The 17,976-nt window shown below is 60.5% G+C and carries 15 protein-coding genes; 7 read left to right on the forward strand and 8 right to left on the reverse strand.

The window, feature by feature from the left end; all coding sequences use genetic code 11:
- Positions 1 to 19: 19 nt before the first annotated feature.
- Both INF35_RS06070 and INF35_RS06075 read right to left on the reverse strand, forming a co-directional pair.
- Positions 20 to 1,666, reverse strand: a complete 1,647-nt coding sequence (locus INF35_RS06070; protein ID WP_193500643.1) for a DUF2142 domain-containing protein — start codon at positions 1,664 to 1,666, stop codon at positions 20 to 22.
- A gap of 5 nt (positions 1,667 to 1,671) precedes the next feature.
- A complete protein-coding gene (locus tag INF35_RS06075; RefSeq protein ID WP_193500644.1) occupies positions 1,672 to 2,655 on the reverse strand; it encodes an NAD-dependent 4,6-dehydratase LegB in 984 nt (327 codons plus the stop codon).
- 297 nt (positions 2,656 to 2,952) lie between these two features.
- On the opposite strand from INF35_RS06075, the gene INF35_RS06080 reads away from it, so the two are divergent.
- The 7 genes from INF35_RS06080 to INF35_RS06110 all read left to right on the forward strand — a co-directional run bounded on the left by INF35_RS06080 (position 2,953) and on the right by INF35_RS06110 (position 10,556).
- Positions 2,953 to 3,840, forward strand: coding sequence for a DegV family protein (locus INF35_RS06080; RefSeq protein ID WP_193500645.1), 888 nt, complete (start codon positions 2,953 to 2,955; stop codon positions 3,838 to 3,840).
- A gap of 178 nt (positions 3,841 to 4,018) precedes the next feature.
- On the forward strand, positions 4,019 to 4,735 hold the full coding sequence (treR, locus tag INF35_RS06085; protein WP_193500646.1) for a trehalose operon repressor: 717 nt from the start codon (positions 4,019 to 4,021) through the stop codon (positions 4,733 to 4,735).
- Positions 4,736 to 4,983: 248 nt separating this feature from the next.
- On the forward strand, positions 4,984 to 6,396 hold the full coding sequence (treP, locus tag INF35_RS06090; protein WP_193500647.1) for a PTS system trehalose-specific EIIBC component: 1,413 nt from the start codon (positions 4,984 to 4,986) through the stop codon (positions 6,394 to 6,396).
- Between the two features lie 2 nt (positions 6,397 to 6,398).
- Complete coding sequence (gene treC, locus INF35_RS06095; RefSeq protein ID WP_193500648.1) at positions 6,399 to 8,063, forward strand: alpha,alpha-phosphotrehalase; 1,665 nt, start codon at positions 6,399 to 6,401, stop codon at positions 8,061 to 8,063.
- A gap of 184 nt (positions 8,064 to 8,247) precedes the next feature.
- Positions 8,248 to 8,469, forward strand: coding sequence for a helix-turn-helix transcriptional regulator (locus INF35_RS06100; RefSeq protein WP_193500649.1), 222 nt, complete (start codon positions 8,248 to 8,250; stop codon positions 8,467 to 8,469).
- The gene (locus INF35_RS06105; RefSeq protein WP_193500650.1) at positions 8,456 to 9,253 is read left to right on the forward strand and encodes a DUF3169 family protein; all 798 of its coding nucleotides are present in this window, start codon (positions 8,456 to 8,458) and stop codon (positions 9,251 to 9,253) included. The genes INF35_RS06100 and INF35_RS06105 overlap by 14 nt, the downstream gene beginning before the upstream one ends.
- Positions 9,254 to 9,470: 217 nt before the next feature.
- Positions 9,471 to 10,556, forward strand: coding sequence for a sugar kinase (locus tag INF35_RS06110; protein WP_193500651.1), 1,086 nt, complete (start codon positions 9,471 to 9,473; stop codon positions 10,554 to 10,556).
- A gap of 147 nt (positions 10,557 to 10,703) precedes the next feature.
- On the opposite strand, the gene INF35_RS06115 is transcribed toward INF35_RS06110, so the two are convergent.
- The 6 genes from INF35_RS06115 to rfbC all read right to left on the reverse strand — a co-directional run bounded on the left by INF35_RS06115 (position 10,704) and on the right by rfbC (position 17,661).
- Complete coding sequence (locus INF35_RS06115) at positions 10,704 to 12,566, reverse strand: glycosyltransferase family 2 protein (RefSeq protein WP_193500652.1); 1,863 nt, start codon at positions 12,564 to 12,566, stop codon at positions 10,704 to 10,706.
- On the reverse strand, positions 12,563 to 13,378 hold the full coding sequence (locus tag INF35_RS06120) for a hypothetical protein (RefSeq protein ID WP_193500653.1): 816 nt from the start codon (positions 13,376 to 13,378) through the stop codon (positions 12,563 to 12,565). The genes INF35_RS06115 and INF35_RS06120 overlap by 4 nt, the downstream gene beginning before the upstream one ends.
- A gap of 45 nt (positions 13,379 to 13,423) precedes the next feature.
- Positions 13,424 to 15,301, reverse strand: a complete 1,878-nt coding sequence (locus tag INF35_RS06125; RefSeq protein ID WP_193500654.1) for a glycosyltransferase family 2 protein — start codon at positions 15,299 to 15,301, stop codon at positions 13,424 to 13,426.
- A gap of 155 nt (positions 15,302 to 15,456) precedes the next feature.
- A complete protein-coding gene (locus tag INF35_RS06130) occupies positions 15,457 to 16,230 on the reverse strand; it encodes an ABC transporter ATP-binding protein (protein WP_193500655.1) in 774 nt (257 codons plus the stop codon).
- Positions 16,231 to 16,242: 12 nt separating this feature from the next.
- Positions 16,243 to 17,043 carry an ABC transporter permease gene (locus INF35_RS06135; protein ID WP_193500656.1) on the reverse strand — a complete coding sequence of 267 codons (801 nt, stop codon included), beginning with the start codon at positions 17,041 to 17,043 and terminating at the stop codon, positions 16,243 to 16,245.
- Between the two features lie 51 nt (positions 17,044 to 17,094).
- The gene (gene rfbC, locus INF35_RS06140) at positions 17,095 to 17,661 is read right to left on the reverse strand and encodes a dTDP-4-dehydrorhamnose 3,5-epimerase (protein ID WP_193500657.1); all 567 of its coding nucleotides are present in this window, start codon (positions 17,659 to 17,661) and stop codon (positions 17,095 to 17,097) included.
- Between the last annotated feature and the right edge of the window lie 315 nt (positions 17,662 to 17,976).

Consider the following 17,976-nt stretch of genomic DNA (forward strand, 5'->3'; position numbering starts at 1 on the left):
AGGATAAAACGGGACCTTCTCACACCGGGATGGTGCTGATGGGCCCGATAAAGTAATGCTGGAACAAAAGCACTGCCCCGAAGGCCGCATAGGGTGCAAACAGCCGGGCAGCCCAGCGCTCGGCCTTTTGGGCGGAGAGCTCGGCGGAGAGCATCCGGCGCAGAGGGGCGGCCAGCAGCATCATGGCCACCAGAATGACCGGCAAAAAGTACCGGGTCTGCAGCCCCACAATGCGCACCATGGTCACCGGGGTGTAGGTGATATACATGGCGGTCATGGCCCCCACGGCGTACACCAGCCCGAACACCGCCAGCGGCACCGTGCGCCGCCGGGTGATGGACTGGCCCTTGCCCGCCGAGAGCACCGTGCCCGCCAAAAGCACCACAGGGCCGGTCAGGCTCAGGAATGCGATGGGCAGGTCCTTCCAGCCGAAAAGGCCCAGCTGACCCACGAAAAAGTCATTCTCGTACAGTGTGCCCATCAGAACCGCCAGATAACGCAGGGGATTTTTGAGCAGAAAGACCAGCTGGCCCATCTGGTCCACGTCGCTGCCGCCCATGCGGCCGATCTCGCCGTAGTTGTAGCGGAACACAGCGCCGTAGATCTCCAGCAGGCGGGTCACGGCCAGAGAGGCCGCCAGCATGCCCGCCGTCCACTGCCAGCGGCGCCCCCTGGCACAGAAGGCCTCCCGCAAAAGAATCAGCGGCAGCAGCGCCCACAGCAGATTGATATAGGGCTTTGCCACATTGACCCAGACGCAGGCCGCCGCATAGACCACAGCCGTCCGGGTGGTCCAGGTGCGGCGGGTCAGCAGGGCCAGCATGAGGTAGTAGCAGGCCAGCAATGCCGCGTCATAGCTGAGGCTGGCCCCCATCCAGAGGGACATGGGCAGCAGCATGACACAGAGGAAAGCAGGCCGGAACTTTTGCGCACTGCGCAGTGCCAGCCAGCACAGGAGTGTATAGACAATAAGGTTGGCAATGCGCCCGGCGTAAAGGCATCCCAGGGCTGCAAAGCCCAGCAGGCGGGCCACCGCCATGCCCAGCGCCCCTGGCAGAAAGGGCAGGATCAGAAAGCTGACCGGCTCGTATACCGGGGTGGTGTCGGGGTCGTTGAAGTATTCGTCAAAGCTGTCGGTAATGCTCTGGACCGGGCCGTCCTCCCCCGTCTGCTTGAGGGCATAGCCGGAGGTGGTGTAGTATTCCGTTTCGCCGGACTCCTCGTCTACTGCCGTCCCCGCCGAAGTGTGAGCGTTGACCCACGCGCCGGGAAAAGCGTTGTACAGGGCGCTTACATCGTCGGGATAGCCCCGCTGAGCATCAAAGTCCAACCGGCCCATGCTGATGGCGTAGGTGCGCAGAAAATGTTCCGACTCGTCGGGGGTCTGCATGGGCGGATTGGCAAAGGCAAAGAGAAGCCCGCACACCGCGATGCACACCGCACCTTTGGCGGCAAAGTCCCGCACGCCATAGTGCAGGATGCCCGCCGCCGCCACCGCCACCAGAGCCGCCAGCACGCAGGCTGCTGTGACCAGCAGCGGATTGACCCGGGCATCCAGGTAGTAGAATACCCGCCAGTAGTAGGACCAGGCCACCCCCGCCGCCACTGCGACGAGAGCCGCCAGCCCCCAGCCGAGAGCGGGCTTTGCCCGCAGTTTATTCCACATGGACATCACAGGATATACTGGCCGACCTTGTAGGAGTCCAGATTGCCGCGCAAAAATTCAATGGTCTCGGCCAGACCTTCGGCAAAGGTGTACTTGGGCGCCCAGCCGGTCATCTTGCGCAGCTTGGTGGAGTCGCCCAGCAGGCGGTTGACCTCGCTCTTTTCAGGGCGCAGGCGCTCGGCCTCGCAGACGATCTTTGCATTGGGGTTGATCTGGGCAATGAGCTCGTTGGCCAGGTCGCCGATGGAGTGCTCCACACCGGTGGCGATGTTCAGCTCCTGACCCACGGCGGCGTCGCAGTCGGCAATGGCCATAAAGCCGGCGGCGGTGTCCTTGACGTAGTTGAAGTCCCGGGTGGGGTTCAGGTTGCCCAGTTTGAGCTCGGTCTGACCCGCCAGCAGCTGGGTGATGATGGTGGGGATGATGGCACGTCCCGACTGGCGGGGGCCGTAGGTGTTGAAGGGCCGCACGATGGACACCGGCAGGTCAAAGCTGCGGTAGAAGCTCTCCGCCAGGCGGTCGGCGCCGATCTTGGTAGCGGAGTAGGGGCTCTGGCCCTGGAAGGGATGGTGCTCATCGATGGGTACATACTGGGCGGTGCCGTAGACCTCGCTGGTGGAGGTCACCAGCACGCGGGAGGTGCCCAGCTCCCGGGCGGCGTTGAGGACGTTGAGGGTGCCCTTGATGTTGGTATCCACATAGCTGTCCGGGCTGTGGTAGGAGAAGGGAATGGCGATGAGGGCTGCCAGATGGAAGACCCGCTCCTGGCCGCGCATGGCGGTGCGGACGCCGTTGGGGTCACGGATGTCGCCCATGAAGATGTCGATCTCGTTTTTGATCTCGGGGGGCAGGGTGTCGATCCAGCCGCAGGACCCGAAGGAATTGTACAGGCAGAAGGCACGGACCTTCTCGCCGCGCTTGACCAGCTCCTCCGTCAGATGGCTGCCGATAAAACCGTCCGCGCCGGTGACCATAACCGTATGTGCCATGTTTGTGCTCCTTTTATTATCAAGATATCCGCCCTGAATGGCGGACGCTGTTCCATTGATATGGTTACAAAATAGTATAACCGATTTCATGTCGTATTTCAACCGCGGGGGCCCGGCCGGACCTTTGCTGTGTAAAACTCCTGTAAGCCGGGGCAAATTCCTTTTGATTTTGCCGGGAATGTGCTATACTGATTTTATTGGACAAAACAGCGGTTTTGTACCGCTTTCGTCCCGCCGGGCATACCCTGCGGGGCACAAATTCATCCGGCGTCTGCCGCCGGGGAAAGAGAGAGGACAATGGCAAACTTTATTCTGAGCTGCTGCTCCACCGCCGATCTGAGCGCCGAGCATTTCCGCGAGCGTGACATCCATTACGCCTGCTTCCATTACTATCTGAACGACAAGGCCTACCCCGATGATCTGGGCCAGACCATGCCTCTGGATCGTTTCTACGCCGCCATGGTGGACGGCGCCACCACCCGCACCTCCCAGATCAACGCCGACGAGTTTGTGGAGTACTTCACACCTTTCCTGGAGCAGGGACTGGATATCCTCCACCTCTGCCTGTCCAGCGGCATTTCGGGCGTGGTCAACTCCGCCAACCTGGCCCGCCAGGAACTGATGGAGAAATACCCCGACCGCAAGATCTACATTGTGGATTCTCTGTCTGCCTCCTCCGGCTCCGGCCTGTTCATGGACAAGCTGGCCGATCTGCGGGACGGCGGCATGTCCATCGACGCCCTCTATCAGTGGGCTATGGACAACCGCCTCATGCTGCATCACTGGTTCTTCTCCAGCGATTTGACCTTCTTTGTCAAGGGCGGACGCATCACCAAGGCCGCGGGCTGGTTCGGCACCGCCCTCAAGATCTGCCCCCTGCTCAACGTGGACTATATGGGCCGTTTGATCCCCCGCCAGAAATGCCGCGGCAAAAAGCGCGCCATTGAGGAGATCGTCAAAAAGATGGAACAGCATGCCCAGGACGGCCTGAACTACTCGGGCAAATGCTACATTTCCCAGTCCGCCTGCATGGAGGACGCCAAGGCCGTGGCCGCCCTCATTGAGGCCCGCTTCCCCAAGCTGGACGGCAAGGTCCTCATCAACAACATCGGCACCACCATCGGCAGCCACACCGGCCCCGGCACCGTGGCGCTGTTCTTCTGGGGCGACGAGCGCAAGGATTGATCTTGCTTCCGCTCTCCTGCCCGGATGTTTCCGTAGATTTTCTGCCGTCCCGGCTCTGTGCCGGGACGGCATTTTTTTGCTCTGCCTGCCGTGTTGGAGTCCGGTTGCACAGTGTATACGTATATGTTATGATAGATAATAACAGATTTCCGTACAGGGCAGGTGACTTTTTCAAACCATGGCAAGCAAATACATTCTGGTTTACAACGACATTACCTCCCGCATTCAGAGCGGTATGTACCCGGCGGGGAGCCGCCTCCCCGCCGAGAATCTTCTGATTCAGGAATACGGCGTCTCCCGGGATACGCTGCGCAAGGCGCTGGCCATGCTGGAGCAGGACGGCTATATCCAGAAAGCCCGCGGCCGCGAGGCGCTGGTGCTTGACCGGGAAAAGGTGGTGTTCCCGGTTTCGGGGCTGACCAGCTTTCAGGAGCTGGCCACCGCCGAGGGCTACCAGACAAAAACCCATGTGGTGCTGCTGGAATCGGTGCGCGGCTGCCGCGAGCTCATGAAAGCTCTTGACCTGAGCCGGGACGACGAGGCCTGGCGGTTGTATCGCGTGCGGGAGATCGAGGGGGAGCGCGTCATTCTGGACAAGGATTTTCTCAACCGCAAGTATGTCCCCGCACTGACTGAGGCCGACTGCTCCGACTCTCTCTACCGCTATCTGGAAAAGGATCTTGGCCTCAAGATCGGCTGTGCCCAGAAAGAGATCACCGCCTGCCGCCCCACCGAGGAGGACCGCCGCTATCTGGACCTGGGCAAAAACGATATCATGATCGTGGTGTCCAGCTATGTCTATCTGGAAAGCGGCGCTTTGTTCCAGCATACTGAATCCCGCCACCGCTGGGACCGCTTCCGCTTTGTGGATTTTGCCCGCCGCTCCCGCGTATAACCTTTCCTCCACAGGCATACAACCCGCTTCACTTGTCTGTTTTTTTCGAAACATCGTCAAAAGCGCATTGTCCGTTTGCACAAAGCGGGGAATGCGTTTTTGTGTGTTGCGCCAAAGTTTCCCCCGGGCCGTGGACAAACATATACGTATATGATACCATACAGTCACCGGGTTAACATATACGTATACGTTGACAAATTTCGATTTCAAAACACGTATAAGCAAGGAGTATTGAAGGAGAGATCATTATGGGGAAATTTACCGCGGACGCCGCCAAAATGCTGGAATTAATCGGCGGCAAGGAAAACATCAGTGCCGTTACCCACTGCATGACACGCATGCGTTTTGTGCTGGCAGACCCGGCCAAGGCCGACATCAAGGGCATTGAAGCGCTGCCCTCGGTCAAGGGCAGTTTTACCCAGGCCGGACAGTTCCAGGTCATCATCGGCAACGACGTGGCCGAGTTTTTCAACGACTTCACATCCGTTTCCGGCATTGAAGGCGTCAGCAAGGACGCCGCCAAGCAGGCCGCCAAAAGCAACCAGAATCCCGCCCAGAAGTTCATGAGCAACCTGGCGGAGATCTTCGCCCCGCTGATCCCCGCTCTGATCGTCGGCGGTCTGATCCTTGGCTTCCGCAGCTTCATCGGTGAGGTCGCCATCTTCGACGGCGGCACCAAAACCCTGTCCGAGACCTCCCAGTTCTGGGCAGGCACCTACAGCTTCCTGTGGCTGATCGGCGAGGCGGTCTTCCACTATCTGCCTGTGGCCATCTGCTGGTCGGTGGTCAAAAAGATGGGCGGCACCCAGATCCTGGGCATCATCCTGGGCATCTGCCTGGTCTCTCCTCAGCTGCTCAACGCCTACTCGGTCGCTTCCACTGCGGCCGCCGACATTCCCGTCTGGGATTTTGGATTCGCCCAGGTGCAGATGATCGGCTATCAGGCCCAGGTCATCCCCGCTATTCTGGCTGCCTTTGTGCTGGTGTATCTTGAAAGGCTGTTCAAAAAGATCACGCCGGAATATCTGTCCATGATCATCGTCCCCTTCTTCTCCCTGGTCCTGTCGGTGCTCATCGCCCACACCATCGTCGGCCCCATCGGCTGGAAGATCGGCGACGCCATCGCCAACGTGGTTTACATCGGCCTGACCACCAACCTGCGCTGGATCTTTGCTCCCATCTTCGGCCTGCTGTATGCCCCGCTGGTCATCACCGGCCTGCATCACATGACCAACGCCATTGATACTCAGCTGTCCAATCAGTTCGGCGGCACCATGCTCTGGCCCATGATCGCCCTGTCCAACATTGCCCAAGCTTCCGCTGTTCTGGCCATGATCGTCCTGCAGAAGGGCGAGCGGGAACGCCAGGTCTCCATCCCCGCCTGCATCTCCGGCTACATGGGCGTCACCGAGCCCGCCCTCTTCGGCGTCAACCTGAAAAACGGCTTTCCCTTTGTCTGCGGCATGATCGGCTCCGCCATCGCCGCCACCGTGTCTGTGGGCACCGGCGTCATGTCCTTCTCGGTGGGCGTGGGCGGTCTGCCCGGCTTCCTCTCCATCATGCCCGAACATATGCCCATGTTCTTTGTCTGCATGGCCATTGCCATTGTGGTGCCTTTTGTCCTGACCCTCATCATTGGTAAAAAGAAAGGAGTACACTGATTATGACCCAGAACCAGTTGGGCGGTAAGGTCGTCTACCAGATCTATGTCAAGAGCTTTCAGGATTCCAACGGCGACGGTATCGGCGATCTGCCCGGTATCACCAGCCGCCTGGACTATCTGGCAGGGCTGGGCGTGGACTATCTGTGGCTGACCCCCATCTACCCTTCCCCTCAGCGGGACAACGGCTACGATGTGGCGAATTACCGCGCCATCAATCCCGAATACGGCACCATGCAGGATTTTGAGACACTGTGTGCCGAGGCGGAAAAGCGGGGCATCCGCATCATGCTGGACATGGTGTTCAACCACACCTCCACCGACCACGAATGGTTCCGCCGGGCCATTGCCGGGGAACAGAAATACCTGGACTATTACATCTGGAAGGACGGCGTGCCCGGCACGCCTCCCACCAACTGGGAGTCCAAGTTCGGCGGCTCCGCCTGGCAGTGGGAAGAACATGTGGGCAAATACTACCTGCATCTGTTCGACCGCACCCAGGCCGACCTCAACTGGGAAAACCCCGAGGTCCGGCAGGAGCTGTTCGACATCCTGCATTTCTGGGAGGACAAGGGCGTGCGCGCCTTCCGCTTCGACGTGGTCAACCTGATTTCCAAGCCCGACGCCTACACCGACGACAACGCCGGGGACGGCCGCCGCTTTTACACCGACGGCCCCCGCATCCACGAATATCTCAAGCTGCTCAACGCCCGGGGCTTCGGCAAATGCGCCGATGTGGTGACGGTGGGGGAAATGTCTTCCACCAGCCTGGAAAACTGTGTCCGCTACACCGATCCCGCCGAGGGAGAGCTGTCCATGGTGTTCAGCTTCCACCACCTGAAAACCGACTACAAAAACGGAGACAAGTGGCAGCTGGAACCCAACCGCTTTGGAGAGCTGAAAGGCCTGCTGGACAAGTGGCAGCTGGGCATGCAGGCCAAACACGGCTGGAACGCGGTGTTCTGGTGCAACCATGACCAGCCCCGCATTGTGTCCCGTTTTGGGGACGAGGGGCAGTACCATGATGTCTCGGCCAAAATGCTGGGCACCGCCATCCATATGCTGCGGGGCACCCCCTACATCTATCAGGGCGAGGAACTGGGCATGACCAACGCCCACTTTACCGATATCCGCCAGTACAGGGATGTGGAGAGCACCAACCGCTACCACATTCTCAAAGAACAGGGCATGCCCGACGAGGAGATCTACGCCATTCTGGGTGCCCGCTCCCGGGACAACGGCCGCACTCCCATGCAGTGGGACGGCAGCGCCCGGGGCGGCTTTACCACCGGTACCCCCTGGCTGGCCGTCAACCCCAACACCGACACCATCAACGCTGCTGCGGAGGCTGCCGATCCCGACTCGGTGCTCAATTACTACCGCCGCCTTGTGGCACTGCGCAAGGAGTATCCGGTCATCCAGTCCGGGCTCTATGCTCCGGTGGAGCCGGGCAATCCCAACGTTTACGCCTATACCCGCACCCTGGGTGACGAGACCCTGGTGGTAGCCTGCAACTTTTACGCCGAACCTGCCCGGGTCACCCTGCCCGCTCCCCAAGGCCAGGACGCCCGGCTGCTCATCGGCAACTGGCCGGAACAGCCCTTCGCTCCTCACATGACCCTGCGCCCCTATGAGGCCGTCGTCTACCGCTTCGCCCCCAGGGCGTAAAGCTGTTTCGCAGGCAGTTTCTTAATCAATCAAATCATCCGCCGTACCATCAGTGAACGCGCTGTAGGGTACGGCGGATTTTTGTTTTGTGTGTTGACAACTTTCCTTGTCAATGCTAAGATGGATTTGACAAGAAAAATTGTCATTTTGACAAAATTGCTTGTCATAAAAAGGAGGTGGGCGGATGCCGCTGTACAATCGCCTCAAGGAGCACCGCGCCCGGCTGGGTGTCAACCAGCAGCAGATGGGCGCCATGGCCGGGGTCTCGCGGCAGACCATCAGCCAGATCGAGCGGGGGGATTATTCCCCGTCGGTCACGCTGGCGCTCAAGCTGGCCAAACTCTGCGGCGTGACCGTGGAGGACATTTTCCGCTATGAGGAGGAATCATCGGATGAAACAACCTAACATGCAGGACCCCGTCGCCCGGGATAACCGCAAAAACTGGCCGAAATTTGTGGCCGTTCTCATTGTCGCGCTGTTTGCGGGTGGAGCGTTGGGCACTGCTGTCACCTGGATCATGGAAAATCCTTCGCGGGATGAAATCATCCGCCATCTGGGCGTCGCTCTGGGTACCTGCTCGCCCTGGGCCGTGCTGTGCGCCCTGCTGTTCTGGGCGGGCAGCATGGTCTGCTACCGCCGGGGCAAGGCTGCCTTTGCCTCCTGGGACGGTGAGGACGAAGATGCGCTGGAGCCCGCCGAGCATCTGCTGTCCTGGAGCATCCTCTGGGCGACGGCATCCCAGTTTTTTGCCTTCGCAGTCTTTTCGGTGGTGGTGTCCCTGATTCCTCTGGGCTATGCGGACTACATTGCTCTGCTGGCAGCCATCGTCGGGCTTCTGGCGGTCACCTTCCTCGTTCTGTTCACCCAGCAGCGGGTGGTGGACCTGACCCGGCGCATCAACCCCGAAAAGCAGGGCAGCGTCTACGATTTCAAGTTCCAGAAAAAATGGCTGGCCAGCTGTGACGAGGCCGAACGTCAGCGCATCGGTCAGGCCGCCTATTCCAGTTTTCTTGTGACCTCCCGGACATCCATGATCGTCTGGATCGCCATGGTGCTTGTCAACCTGTATCTGCCCATCGGCCCGCTGCCGGTGCTGGCCGCGCTGATCCCCTGGGGTGTGGGGCAGATCTCCTACCTGGCCGCCTGCCTGAAAATGGAGCGTTCCCACGCCGCCCCATCCAAAGAATAAACCGAATCCCGCCGGACCAGCTTACCGCTGTCCGGCGTTTTCTGTGCCTGTTTTCCGCCGGGCAAGAAACTTTGTCCGGGCAGTTGAAACATTTGTGCAAAAACGGTACAATAAAGATACATAAACGAATGTCCGGCACACCGCAGCCCGGAAAGTCACCTTGCCTGCCCGGCACGGCTTCCGGAGATTGCGGCCCCGTATTTGAGGAGGTCATTTCATGGAGCACTACAATCCCCTGCTGCGCGGCAACAGTTCCGAAAAGTTCATCACCATCGGCGAGATCATGCTCCGCCTCACCCCGCCCAACTACGAAAAAATCCGCATGGCCAGCAACTTTGAGGCCAGCTACGGCGGCAGCGAGGCAAACATCGCCCTGGCTCTGGCCAACCTGGGCATCGACAGCACCTTTTTCAGCGTGGTGCCCAACAACAGCCTGGGCAAGAGCGCGGTGCGCTGGCTGCGGTCCAACGACGTGCACTGCACGCCCATGATCCTTTCCACCCCGGAGGAGACCCCCACCCATCGTCTGGGTACTTATTATCTGGAGACCGGCTACGGCATCCGCGCCAGCAAGGTCACCTACGACCGCAAGCACAGTGCCTTCACCGAGTATGACTACTCCTCCGTGGACCTGGACGCTCTGCTGGACGGCTATGACTGGCTGCACCTGAGCGGCATCACCCCGGCGCTGGGCCCCAACTGCCGCCAGCTCATCACCGACTGCCTGAAAGTTGCTCAGGCCAAGGGCCTGACCATCAGCTTTGACGGCAACTTCCGCAGTGCCCTGTGGACCTGGGAGGAAGCCCGGGATTACTGCACCGAATGCCTGCCCTACGTTAATGTACTGTTCGGCATCGAGCCCTACCACCTGTGGAAGGACGAGGACGATCACGCCAAGGGCGACTGGAAGGACGGCGTTCCCCTGCAGCCCAGCTACGAACAGGAGGACGAGGTCTTCCAGCATTTCATTGAGCGTTATCCCAACCTCACCTGCATTGCCCGCCATGTGCGGTACGCCCATTCCGGCTCCGAGAACAGCCTCAAGGCCTTTATGTGGTACGAGGGCCATACCTTTGAGAGCAAGCTCTTCACCTTCAACATTCTCGACCGCGTGGGCGGCGGCGACGCTTTTGCCAGCGGCCTGATCTACGCCATGATGAACAATTACAAGCCCATGGACATGATCAACTTTGCGGTGGCCAGCAGCGCCATCAAGCACACCATCCACGGCGACGCCAACATCACCGACGACGCCAAGGCGATCCGCGAACTGATGAACATGAACTACGACATCAAGCGCTGAGGGTTTGCTCTCTGCGCAGGTTATCCTTTTCGCAATCCAAACAGCAACGCCGCCTGCAGCGGGGAGTTTTCCCTGCCGCGGGCGGCGTTGTTTTATCGTTTTCTCTTGTCCGGTTTCTCTGCCGTCAGCGGGGTACGGCAGCTACAGTCACAGCTGCATGCCGGCGTTTTTCAGGTTGCGCAGGTCGGCGCTCTCCCGGAAGTCCTCATAGTCCAGGGACAGGGACGGGCTGTAATAGGGGTCGCGGAGGATGTTTTCCCGGCCATGGCGGGCGTAGAGACGGGCGCGCTCGGCGTCGAAGCGGGCCTTTTTGACAGGGTCCTTCTCGTCAGAGCCGCGGCTCTTGCTCTCATAGTGGTAGAGCTCGGCATAGGGGGTCCATGCAATACGCCAGCCCGCCTCACGGATGCGCAGGCAGAAGTCCACATCGTTGAAGGCCACGGTGAACTCCTCGTCCAGGCCGTTGAGAGCGTCGTACACTTCGGTGCGGACCAGCAGGCAGGCAGCGGTCACGGCGGAGTAGTCCTGCACGGTGGCCAGGCGGAACATATACCCGCTGGCCCCACGGCGATGGTACTTGTGGCTGTGCCCCGCATAGCCCCCCAGCCCGGTGATGACCCCCGCGTGCTGGATGGTATCGTCGGGATAGTAGAGCATGGCGCCGCAGGCCGCCACCCCGGGCTGAATGGCCTCCCCCACCATCTCCCCCAGCCAGTCGTGGCTGAGGATTTCCACATCGTTGTTGAGCAGCAGCAGGAAGTCGCCCTTTGCCGCCTTTCGCCCAAAGTTGTTGATGGCTGAGAAGTTGAAGCCGCCCTCATACCGGACCACCCGGCAGTCCTCGTACCGCTGGGGCAGCGTCTTATAATAGTCGAAAGTCGCCTTGTCGGTGGAGTTGTTCTCGATGACGATGACCTCGAACCGGTCGTAGTTGGTGCGGGCATAAAGGCTGTGCAGGCACTTTTCCAGGTCGTCGGTGTGGTCCTTGTTGGGGATAAGGATGCTGACCAGGGGCTGCGGGTCGGGCAGCTCCCACCGCACATGGCAAAGGCCGGAGAATTTGCCCTCCTCCACACTGCCCTTGCGGCCGGCGGCGGTCAGGTGGTCGGCCACCGCCTTCTGGGCTGCCTGCACCACATAAGGCTTGGCCCCGGTGCCGCCGCTGGTGGAAGCCGCGTGCACCCGCCAGTAATAGAGCACCTGGGGCAGATGCACCGGTGCGGCGGCGGGGTCATGGCGCTGCATCTCGTCCATCATGCGCAGAAAAAGGTCGTGGTCCTGGGCGCCGTCACAGGCAGGACGCTCCCCGCCCACCGCCTCAAAGAGGGATTTTTCAAACACCGCCAGGTGGCAGATGTAGTTGCAGGCCATAAGGTACTCCGGCGCGTAGTCCGGCTTGAAGTGCCCCACATAGGCGTCTTTGGGGGTGCGGCGGAAGAGGGCCTCGTCGCTGTAGAGAAACTGCGGCTTTGCCCCGGCAGCCTCCCCCTCTGCAATGGCCCGGCCCATGGTGTAGATGGCGTGGGGGGCCAGCTCGTCGTCGTGGTCGGCCAGGGCCAGGTAGGGCCCCTCCGCCAGCTGGGCGGCGGCGTTGGTGTTGGCTGCAATGCCGGCGTTGTCGATCTTGCGGTAGCGGATGCGGGGGTCTGCCTCGGCACGGCGGCGGACAGTCTCCCCCACATAGGCGTGGGCCTCGTCCGAGGCATCGGCCAGGCAGAGCTGCCATCTGCCGCAGGTCTGGGCCTGCACACTGCCCAGAAACCGCTCCAGATATTTGGGCGGGGTGTTGTACAGCGGCGTCAGGATGCAGATGACGGGGAACTCCGAGGTATCCTCCGCCCGCTGGGCGGCCAGTGCCTTTTTGGAGGGCAGATACCGTCCCCGATGAGGCAGCAACCGCCGGGCGGCAAAGCCCGCTGCCCGATGCAGCATGGCCCCTGCCCCCTGCTCTTTGGTCAGGGTGCGGGCGTAACCCAACAGTTCCCGCATGCGTTTGAGCTTCAGGTTCATACCAATCCCTCTGTGGAAGAAAATTCCTGTTTGATTCCGTCAAAATAGCTGGCGGCAAAGGCCATGGCCGCCATGACATAAAAAGGCATGGCGGCGTTCAGGACAATGCGCACCGTCACGCTCACCGACAGGGCCGTGGCGGCATCCATCCCGGCCCGGAGGATGAGGGCATCCGCCGCGCTGCCCGCCGCGAGCACCGGCAGATAGCAAAGCAGCAGCCCGATGCCGAACCGCACCGCATAGCCGAAGGTGCCGCGGGTCTTTTTCACGGTCAGGTCCACCGCCGCAGGCAGCGTTTTTGCCCGGCCGGTAAGCCAGCTGTACTCCAGCAGGCTGAACCGGTAGAGGTACCATACCCGCACTAGCAGCATGCCCACCGAGACCGAGAGGCTCAGCGTCATCTGGTTGGGGTCCTGGTCGGCCGTCTGGTTCAGCCCCGCCACCGCCACAGAGGCCAGCAGCGCCAGCAGCTCAATGGCCAGAGCGGGCAATCCCAGCATAAGGGACTGCCCGTAACCTCGCAGGGACTTTGCCCCGCACAGCAGCAGGCCCGGACGGGGTGCCTTGCCGCAAAGGGCTTCCAGGCAGGCCCGGTAAAGGCCCAGAACCACCACGGGATAGAGCAGAAAGCTCAGCCCCAGCCGGGGCAGGGTGGGCAGCAGATTGACCACCACATTGAGGATGCCCATCTCTGCCCCCAGCAGCACCAGGGCGGTGAGATGGCTGCGGTAAGCGGTCCAGGCGCAGCCCAGAATTGTCTCCACCTTGGCGGAGGGCAGCTGTTTGGAATCGGCAGTGTTGTTTTGCGGCATGGCCCTGTTCTCCTTTGGTTCGGGAAGGATGGACGGCAGATCGGCTTATTTCAGGCCGAAATTTTCATACAGATTGTTGAAATGCGGATTATAATACGGATCGTAGTTATCAATCCACTGGTGATACTTGTTGTAGAAGGCGGCCTTCTCCCGCTCGTAGCGGCGGGCGTTCTCCCCGGTGGTGTCCAGGCCCCGGCTCTTGCTCTCGTAGTGGTAGGCCTCGGCCCGGGGGGTGTAGACGTTCAAAAGGCCTCGCTTCCACAGCTTGAGGCAGTAATCCACATCGTTGTAGGCCACGGCGAAATCCTTCTCATCCAGCCCGCCCATTTGACGGTAGAGGCAGGCCCGGGTCATAAGGCAGGCCCCGGTGACGGCCATATAGTCCTGGGTGGTGACCAGACGGTACAAGTCCCCCACCGCCTTGCGGGGATAGCTCTTGTGGCTGTGGCCCGCGCTGCCGTTGATGCCCATGAGCACCCCCGCATGCTGGATGGTGTCGTCGGGATAGTAGAGCTTGGCCCCCACGGCTCCCACATCCGCCCGCTGAGCGTAACTGAGCAGCTCCCGCACAAAGTCGTGGGAGAGGATCTCAATGTCGTTGTTGAGGAGCAGCAGGTATTCGCCGCTGGCATACCGGGCGCCGAAGTTGTTGATGGCCGAGAAGTTGAATGCCCCGTGGTAGTGCACCACCTTGCAGCGGGGCATGGACGGGTCGGCCAGGATCTTTTCATAATAGTCGAAGGTGGCCGGGTCGGTGGAGTTGTTCTCGATGACCAGCACCTCAAAATTATCGTAGCCTGCATTTTTATAAAGGCTGCGCAGGCAGCGGTCCAGGTCGTCGGTGTGGTCCTTGTTGGGGATCAGCACGCTGACCAGCGGACGGCCGTTGAGCTCATACCGCACCTGAAAGGCACCCGGGGCGTCGGGGGCGGGCATAGCCTTGCCCCGCAGGCCCAGCCGGGCCAGCTGGGCGTCCACCGCCCGGACCCCCGCCTCCACCGCATAGGGCTTTGCCTCCATGCCGGCGGCCGTGGACCCGGCGTGCCCCCGCCAGACATACAGCACCTTTTTGATGTGCACGATCTTTTTGGCCCGCTCGGTGAGGCGGAGGAACAGGTCATGATCCTGGGCGCCGTCGAACTCGCTGTACTCGGCGGCCCCCACCGAATCCAGCAGCGACCGGGTGAACACCGCCAGATGGGTGATATAGTTGCAGCCCCGCAGATAGTCGGGGGCAAAGTCCGGCTTGAAGTGGTAGCCGCCCAGTTTTTTCAGGTCCGCCGAGAGGACGATCTCGTCGGAATAGACAAAGTCGGCCCCGTCGTTGAGGGCTTTGGCACATTCATACAGGGCGTTGGGATAGAGCAGGTCGTCGTGGTCCAGCAGGGCCACCGCCTCCCCTGTGGCGGCCTCGAAGCCCGCCGTGGTGTTGGCCGCAATGCCGCCGTTGTCGATCTTGTCATAGAGGATGCGGTCATCCTTGGCGGCCAGACTGCGGGCCAGCTCCCCGGGCTGGGGGTGGTCCTCGTCGGAGGCATCCATCAGCACCAGCTGCCAGTTGCGGTAGGTCTGGCGGAGGACGCTCTGCACCATCTGCTTGAAAAAGGGCATGGGCGTGTTGTACACCGGCACCACCACCGAGATGCACGGCCCCTGCAGGTTTTCGGCACGCTGGGCGCGGAGGGTGCGGCGCAGCGGAATATCGGCCCGGTGGCGCCAGCCGTCATGATGAAAAGCCAGCCCTACCCGGAAGGTCACATCCCGCCAGAGCTGCTCGGCCCCCTCCTCCTGCAGCGTCTGGACACTGCGGGATGCCAGGTCCTTGAGGTGGGCCGGGTTCATCAGGCGTTTGGCCATGCCTCCCACACTGTCCGGTGCGGCGACATCGGCCGGACGGTTTTGATCCTGCGGATTCTGATCCATAAAAACTCCTGCATTCTATACTGCGGGCAGCCCGGCAAAAGGGCGAAGCCATTGCCGCCCATGGAGAACGGACGGGCAGACTTCGCCCTGTGGGACATACCCGGTTTGCGGCGGACACGGGGCCCGGCGCAGGGAAAGGTTCGGACGGGACAGGCTTATTCCGGCTTTTCCGCCTTCATGCTGTCCTGCTTCTTGAAATGGCGGTACTCCTCCGCGATGGGCCCGGTGGGGCCGTTGCGGCGCAGATGGCCGTGGTCCAGCCAGGCCACCTTGTTGCACATGCGCTCGATCTGCTCGATGGAGTGGCTGACCAGAATGACGGTGGTGCCGCCGCTCATGAGCTCGGCCATGCGCTTTTCACACTTCTGCTGGAAGAGGAAGTCGCCCACCGACAGAATCTCGTCGGCAATGAGGATGTCCGGCTTGGTCATGGTGGCGATGGCAAAGGCCAGACGGGCCACCATGCCGCTGGAGTAGTTTTTCAGCGGCACATCCAGAAAATCCTTCAGCTCGCTGAAGTCCACGATCTCGTCAAACTTGGAGCGGATGTACTTGGGGGTATAGCCCAGCACCGTACCGTTGAGGAAGATGTTCTCCCGGGCTGTGAGGTCCATGTCAAAGCCAGCGCCCAGCTCGATGAGGGGGGCGATGGTGCCCCGCACCGTCACCTTGCCGGAGGAGGGCTTGTAGACACCGGAGATGATCTTGAGCAGGGTGGATTTGCCGCTGCCGTTCAGGCCGATGAGGCCGTAGAAGTCCCCGGGCATGATGTCGAAGGTGACATCCTTGAGGGCGAAGAACTCGTCAAAGCGGATGCCGCCGTGGGTCAGGGCAATGAAGTATTCTTTCAGGCTCTCGTGCTTTTCCTTGGCCAGGTTGAAGCGCATGGAGACGTTTTCGATGGAAATAATGGGCGTTTTGCTGTCCATACTGCGCCCTCCTTACATATACAGGACAAACTTGTCCTGATTGGCCTTGAACACCCACAGTCCCAGCGTCATGCTGAGGGCCGCGCACAGAAAGTCGATGAGCAGCATGTTGGGGGTCAGGCCCTCCCCCCACATGACACAGCTGCGGAAGGAGGTGATATACCAATAGATGGGATTGAGGTTGATGGCATACTGTACCCAGGCGATGCCCATCTGGGTGGGGTCATAGAAGATGGCGCTGCCGTAGACCAGCAGGGTGCAGAACACCTCCCAGATGTGCATGATGTCCCGCACAAAAACATACAGAGCCGACAGCAGCAGGCCGATGCCCAGGCTGAAGAAAAACAGCATGACCAACGGGTAAATGGCCAGCAGGGCGGTGGACAGAGACAGGGGTGCCCGGGTGATGAGCACCACGATGAGCAATGCCACAAAACTGAAAATGCAGTTGACCAGGGCGAAGCAGGTCTTTTCCAGGGGGAAGACATACTTGGGGATGTAGACCTTGCGCAGGAGGGGGGCGTTTTTCAGGACGCTCTCCATGGCCATGGTGGTGGACTCCCGGAAGAAGTTGAACATCAGCTGGCCGATGATGAGAAAGACTGCGAAGTTTTCAATGCCTTGCCCCCGGCTGTTGAACAGCGAGCCGAACACCGCCCACATGACCAGGCAGGTCAGCAGGGGGTTGAGCACGCTCCAGGCCACGCCCAGCACACTGCGGCGGTATTTGAGCTTGAAGTCCCGGGAGATCAGGTTCTGCAGCAAATAGCGGTAACGCCAGAAGCCGACAAAATAATTTTTGATGGTACGCAAAAAGGTTCCGCCTTTCGGGTTTGGTGTGGATGGGTGAATCAGGCCACCGGATCAGTACTTGGCAAACCAGGCGAAATCCTGTGCGGCAAAGGGCTCGTGCTGCTTGTCCTTGGCGCTGGTCTTGTGCTCGCAGCCGCAGTCCGGCCACTGGACGTTGACGGTGGGGTCGTCGTAAGGGATGCCGCCCTCGGAGGTGGGATCGTAGACATCGGTGCACTTGTAGGTGAACTCGGCCACGTCGGACAGGACCAGGAAGCCATGGGCAAAGCCCTCGGGGATATAGAACATCCGCTTGTTGTCCGCCGAGAGGGTCACCCCCACCCACTTGCCGAAGGTGGCGCTGCCCGGGCGGCAATCGACGGCCACGTCGTACACCTCGCCCAGGGTGACGCGCACCAGCTTGCCCTGGGTGTGGTTCTTCTGGAAATGCAGGCCCCGCAGCACGCCCTTGGTGGAACGGCTCTGGTTGTCCTGCACGAAATTGCGGTCAATGCCCGCGGCGGCGAACTCGTCCGCCTGATAGGTCTCCATAAAATAACCGCGGTCATCGCCGTAGACGGTCGGCTCGATGATGACGACGCCGGGAATCTCTGTCTGAATAAAATTGAACTTGCCCATCTTTCGCAACTCCTCTGAACATTATTAAGTCCGGCACAGCCGGGCATACTTCTACTGATACAGTGTTATTCTACTCTGTTTTGGCCGTCTGTGCAAGCGCAGGAGCTGCGTCTGCAAACAGGTTGTAACCATTGTAAGAGAATTTTTCTTCTGTCCGGCCCAAAATCCCTGCGGTTTGTTCTTTCCGGACTGCAACAGGAAAACGCATTGCCCCGCCGTGCCGGATAAAAGCCTCGATCCCGTGTTGTTTTTCTGTTCTTTCCCATTCCGCCCGCGGGATTTTTGCTGTATAACAAACCTTGATGCTGTTTTTTT

Origin of the sequence: Gemmiger gallinarum (assembly GCF_014982805.1) — a bacterium.
Classification (GTDB): Bacteria; Bacillota; Clostridia; order Oscillospirales; family Ruminococcaceae; genus Gemmiger; species Gemmiger gallinarum.

Bases quoted from the DNA above. Each gene is read 5' to 3' on its own strand.
- INF35_RS06100 (WP_193500649.1), top strand. From the start codon at position 8,248: ATGCCGCTGTACAATCGCCTCAAGGAGCACCGCGCCCGGCTGGGTGTC.
- INF35_RS06075 (WP_193500644.1), bottom strand. From the start codon at position 2,655: ATGGCACATACGGTTATGGTCACCGGCGCGGACGGTTTTATCGGCAGC.
- INF35_RS06120 (WP_193500653.1), bottom strand. From the start codon at position 13,378: ATGCCGCAAAACAACACTGCCGATTCCAAACAGCTGCCCTCCGCCAAG.
- treC (WP_193500648.1), top strand. From the start codon at position 6,399: ATGACCCAGAACCAGTTGGGCGGTAAGGTCGTCTACCAGATCTATGTC.
- INF35_RS06130 (WP_193500655.1), bottom strand. From the start codon at position 16,230: ATGGACAGCAAAACGCCCATTATTTCCATCGAAAACGTCTCCATGCGC.
- INF35_RS06080 (WP_193500645.1), top strand. From the start codon at position 2,953: ATGGCAAACTTTATTCTGAGCTGCTGCTCCACCGCCGATCTGAGCGCC.
- INF35_RS06115 (WP_193500652.1), bottom strand. From the start codon at position 12,566: ATGAACCTGAAGCTCAAACGCATGCGGGAACTGTTGGGTTACGCCCGC.
- rfbC (WP_193500657.1), bottom strand. From the start codon at position 17,661: ATGGGCAAGTTCAATTTTATTCAGACAGAGATTCCCGGCGTCGTCATC.
- treP (WP_193500647.1), top strand. From the start codon at position 4,984: ATGGGGAAATTTACCGCGGACGCCGCCAAAATGCTGGAATTAATCGGC.
- INF35_RS06070 (WP_193500643.1), bottom strand. From the start codon at position 1,666: ATGTGGAATAAACTGCGGGCAAAGCCCGCTCTCGGCTGGGGGCTGGCG.
- INF35_RS06125 (WP_193500654.1), bottom strand. From the start codon at position 15,301: ATGGATCAGAATCCGCAGGATCAAAACCGTCCGGCCGATGTCGCCGCA.
- INF35_RS06105 (WP_193500650.1), top strand. From the start codon at position 8,456: ATGAAACAACCTAACATGCAGGACCCCGTCGCCCGGGATAACCGCAAA.
- treR (WP_193500646.1), top strand. From the start codon at position 4,019: ATGGCAAGCAAATACATTCTGGTTTACAACGACATTACCTCCCGCATT.
- INF35_RS06110 (WP_193500651.1), top strand. From the start codon at position 9,471: ATGGAGCACTACAATCCCCTGCTGCGCGGCAACAGTTCCGAAAAGTTC.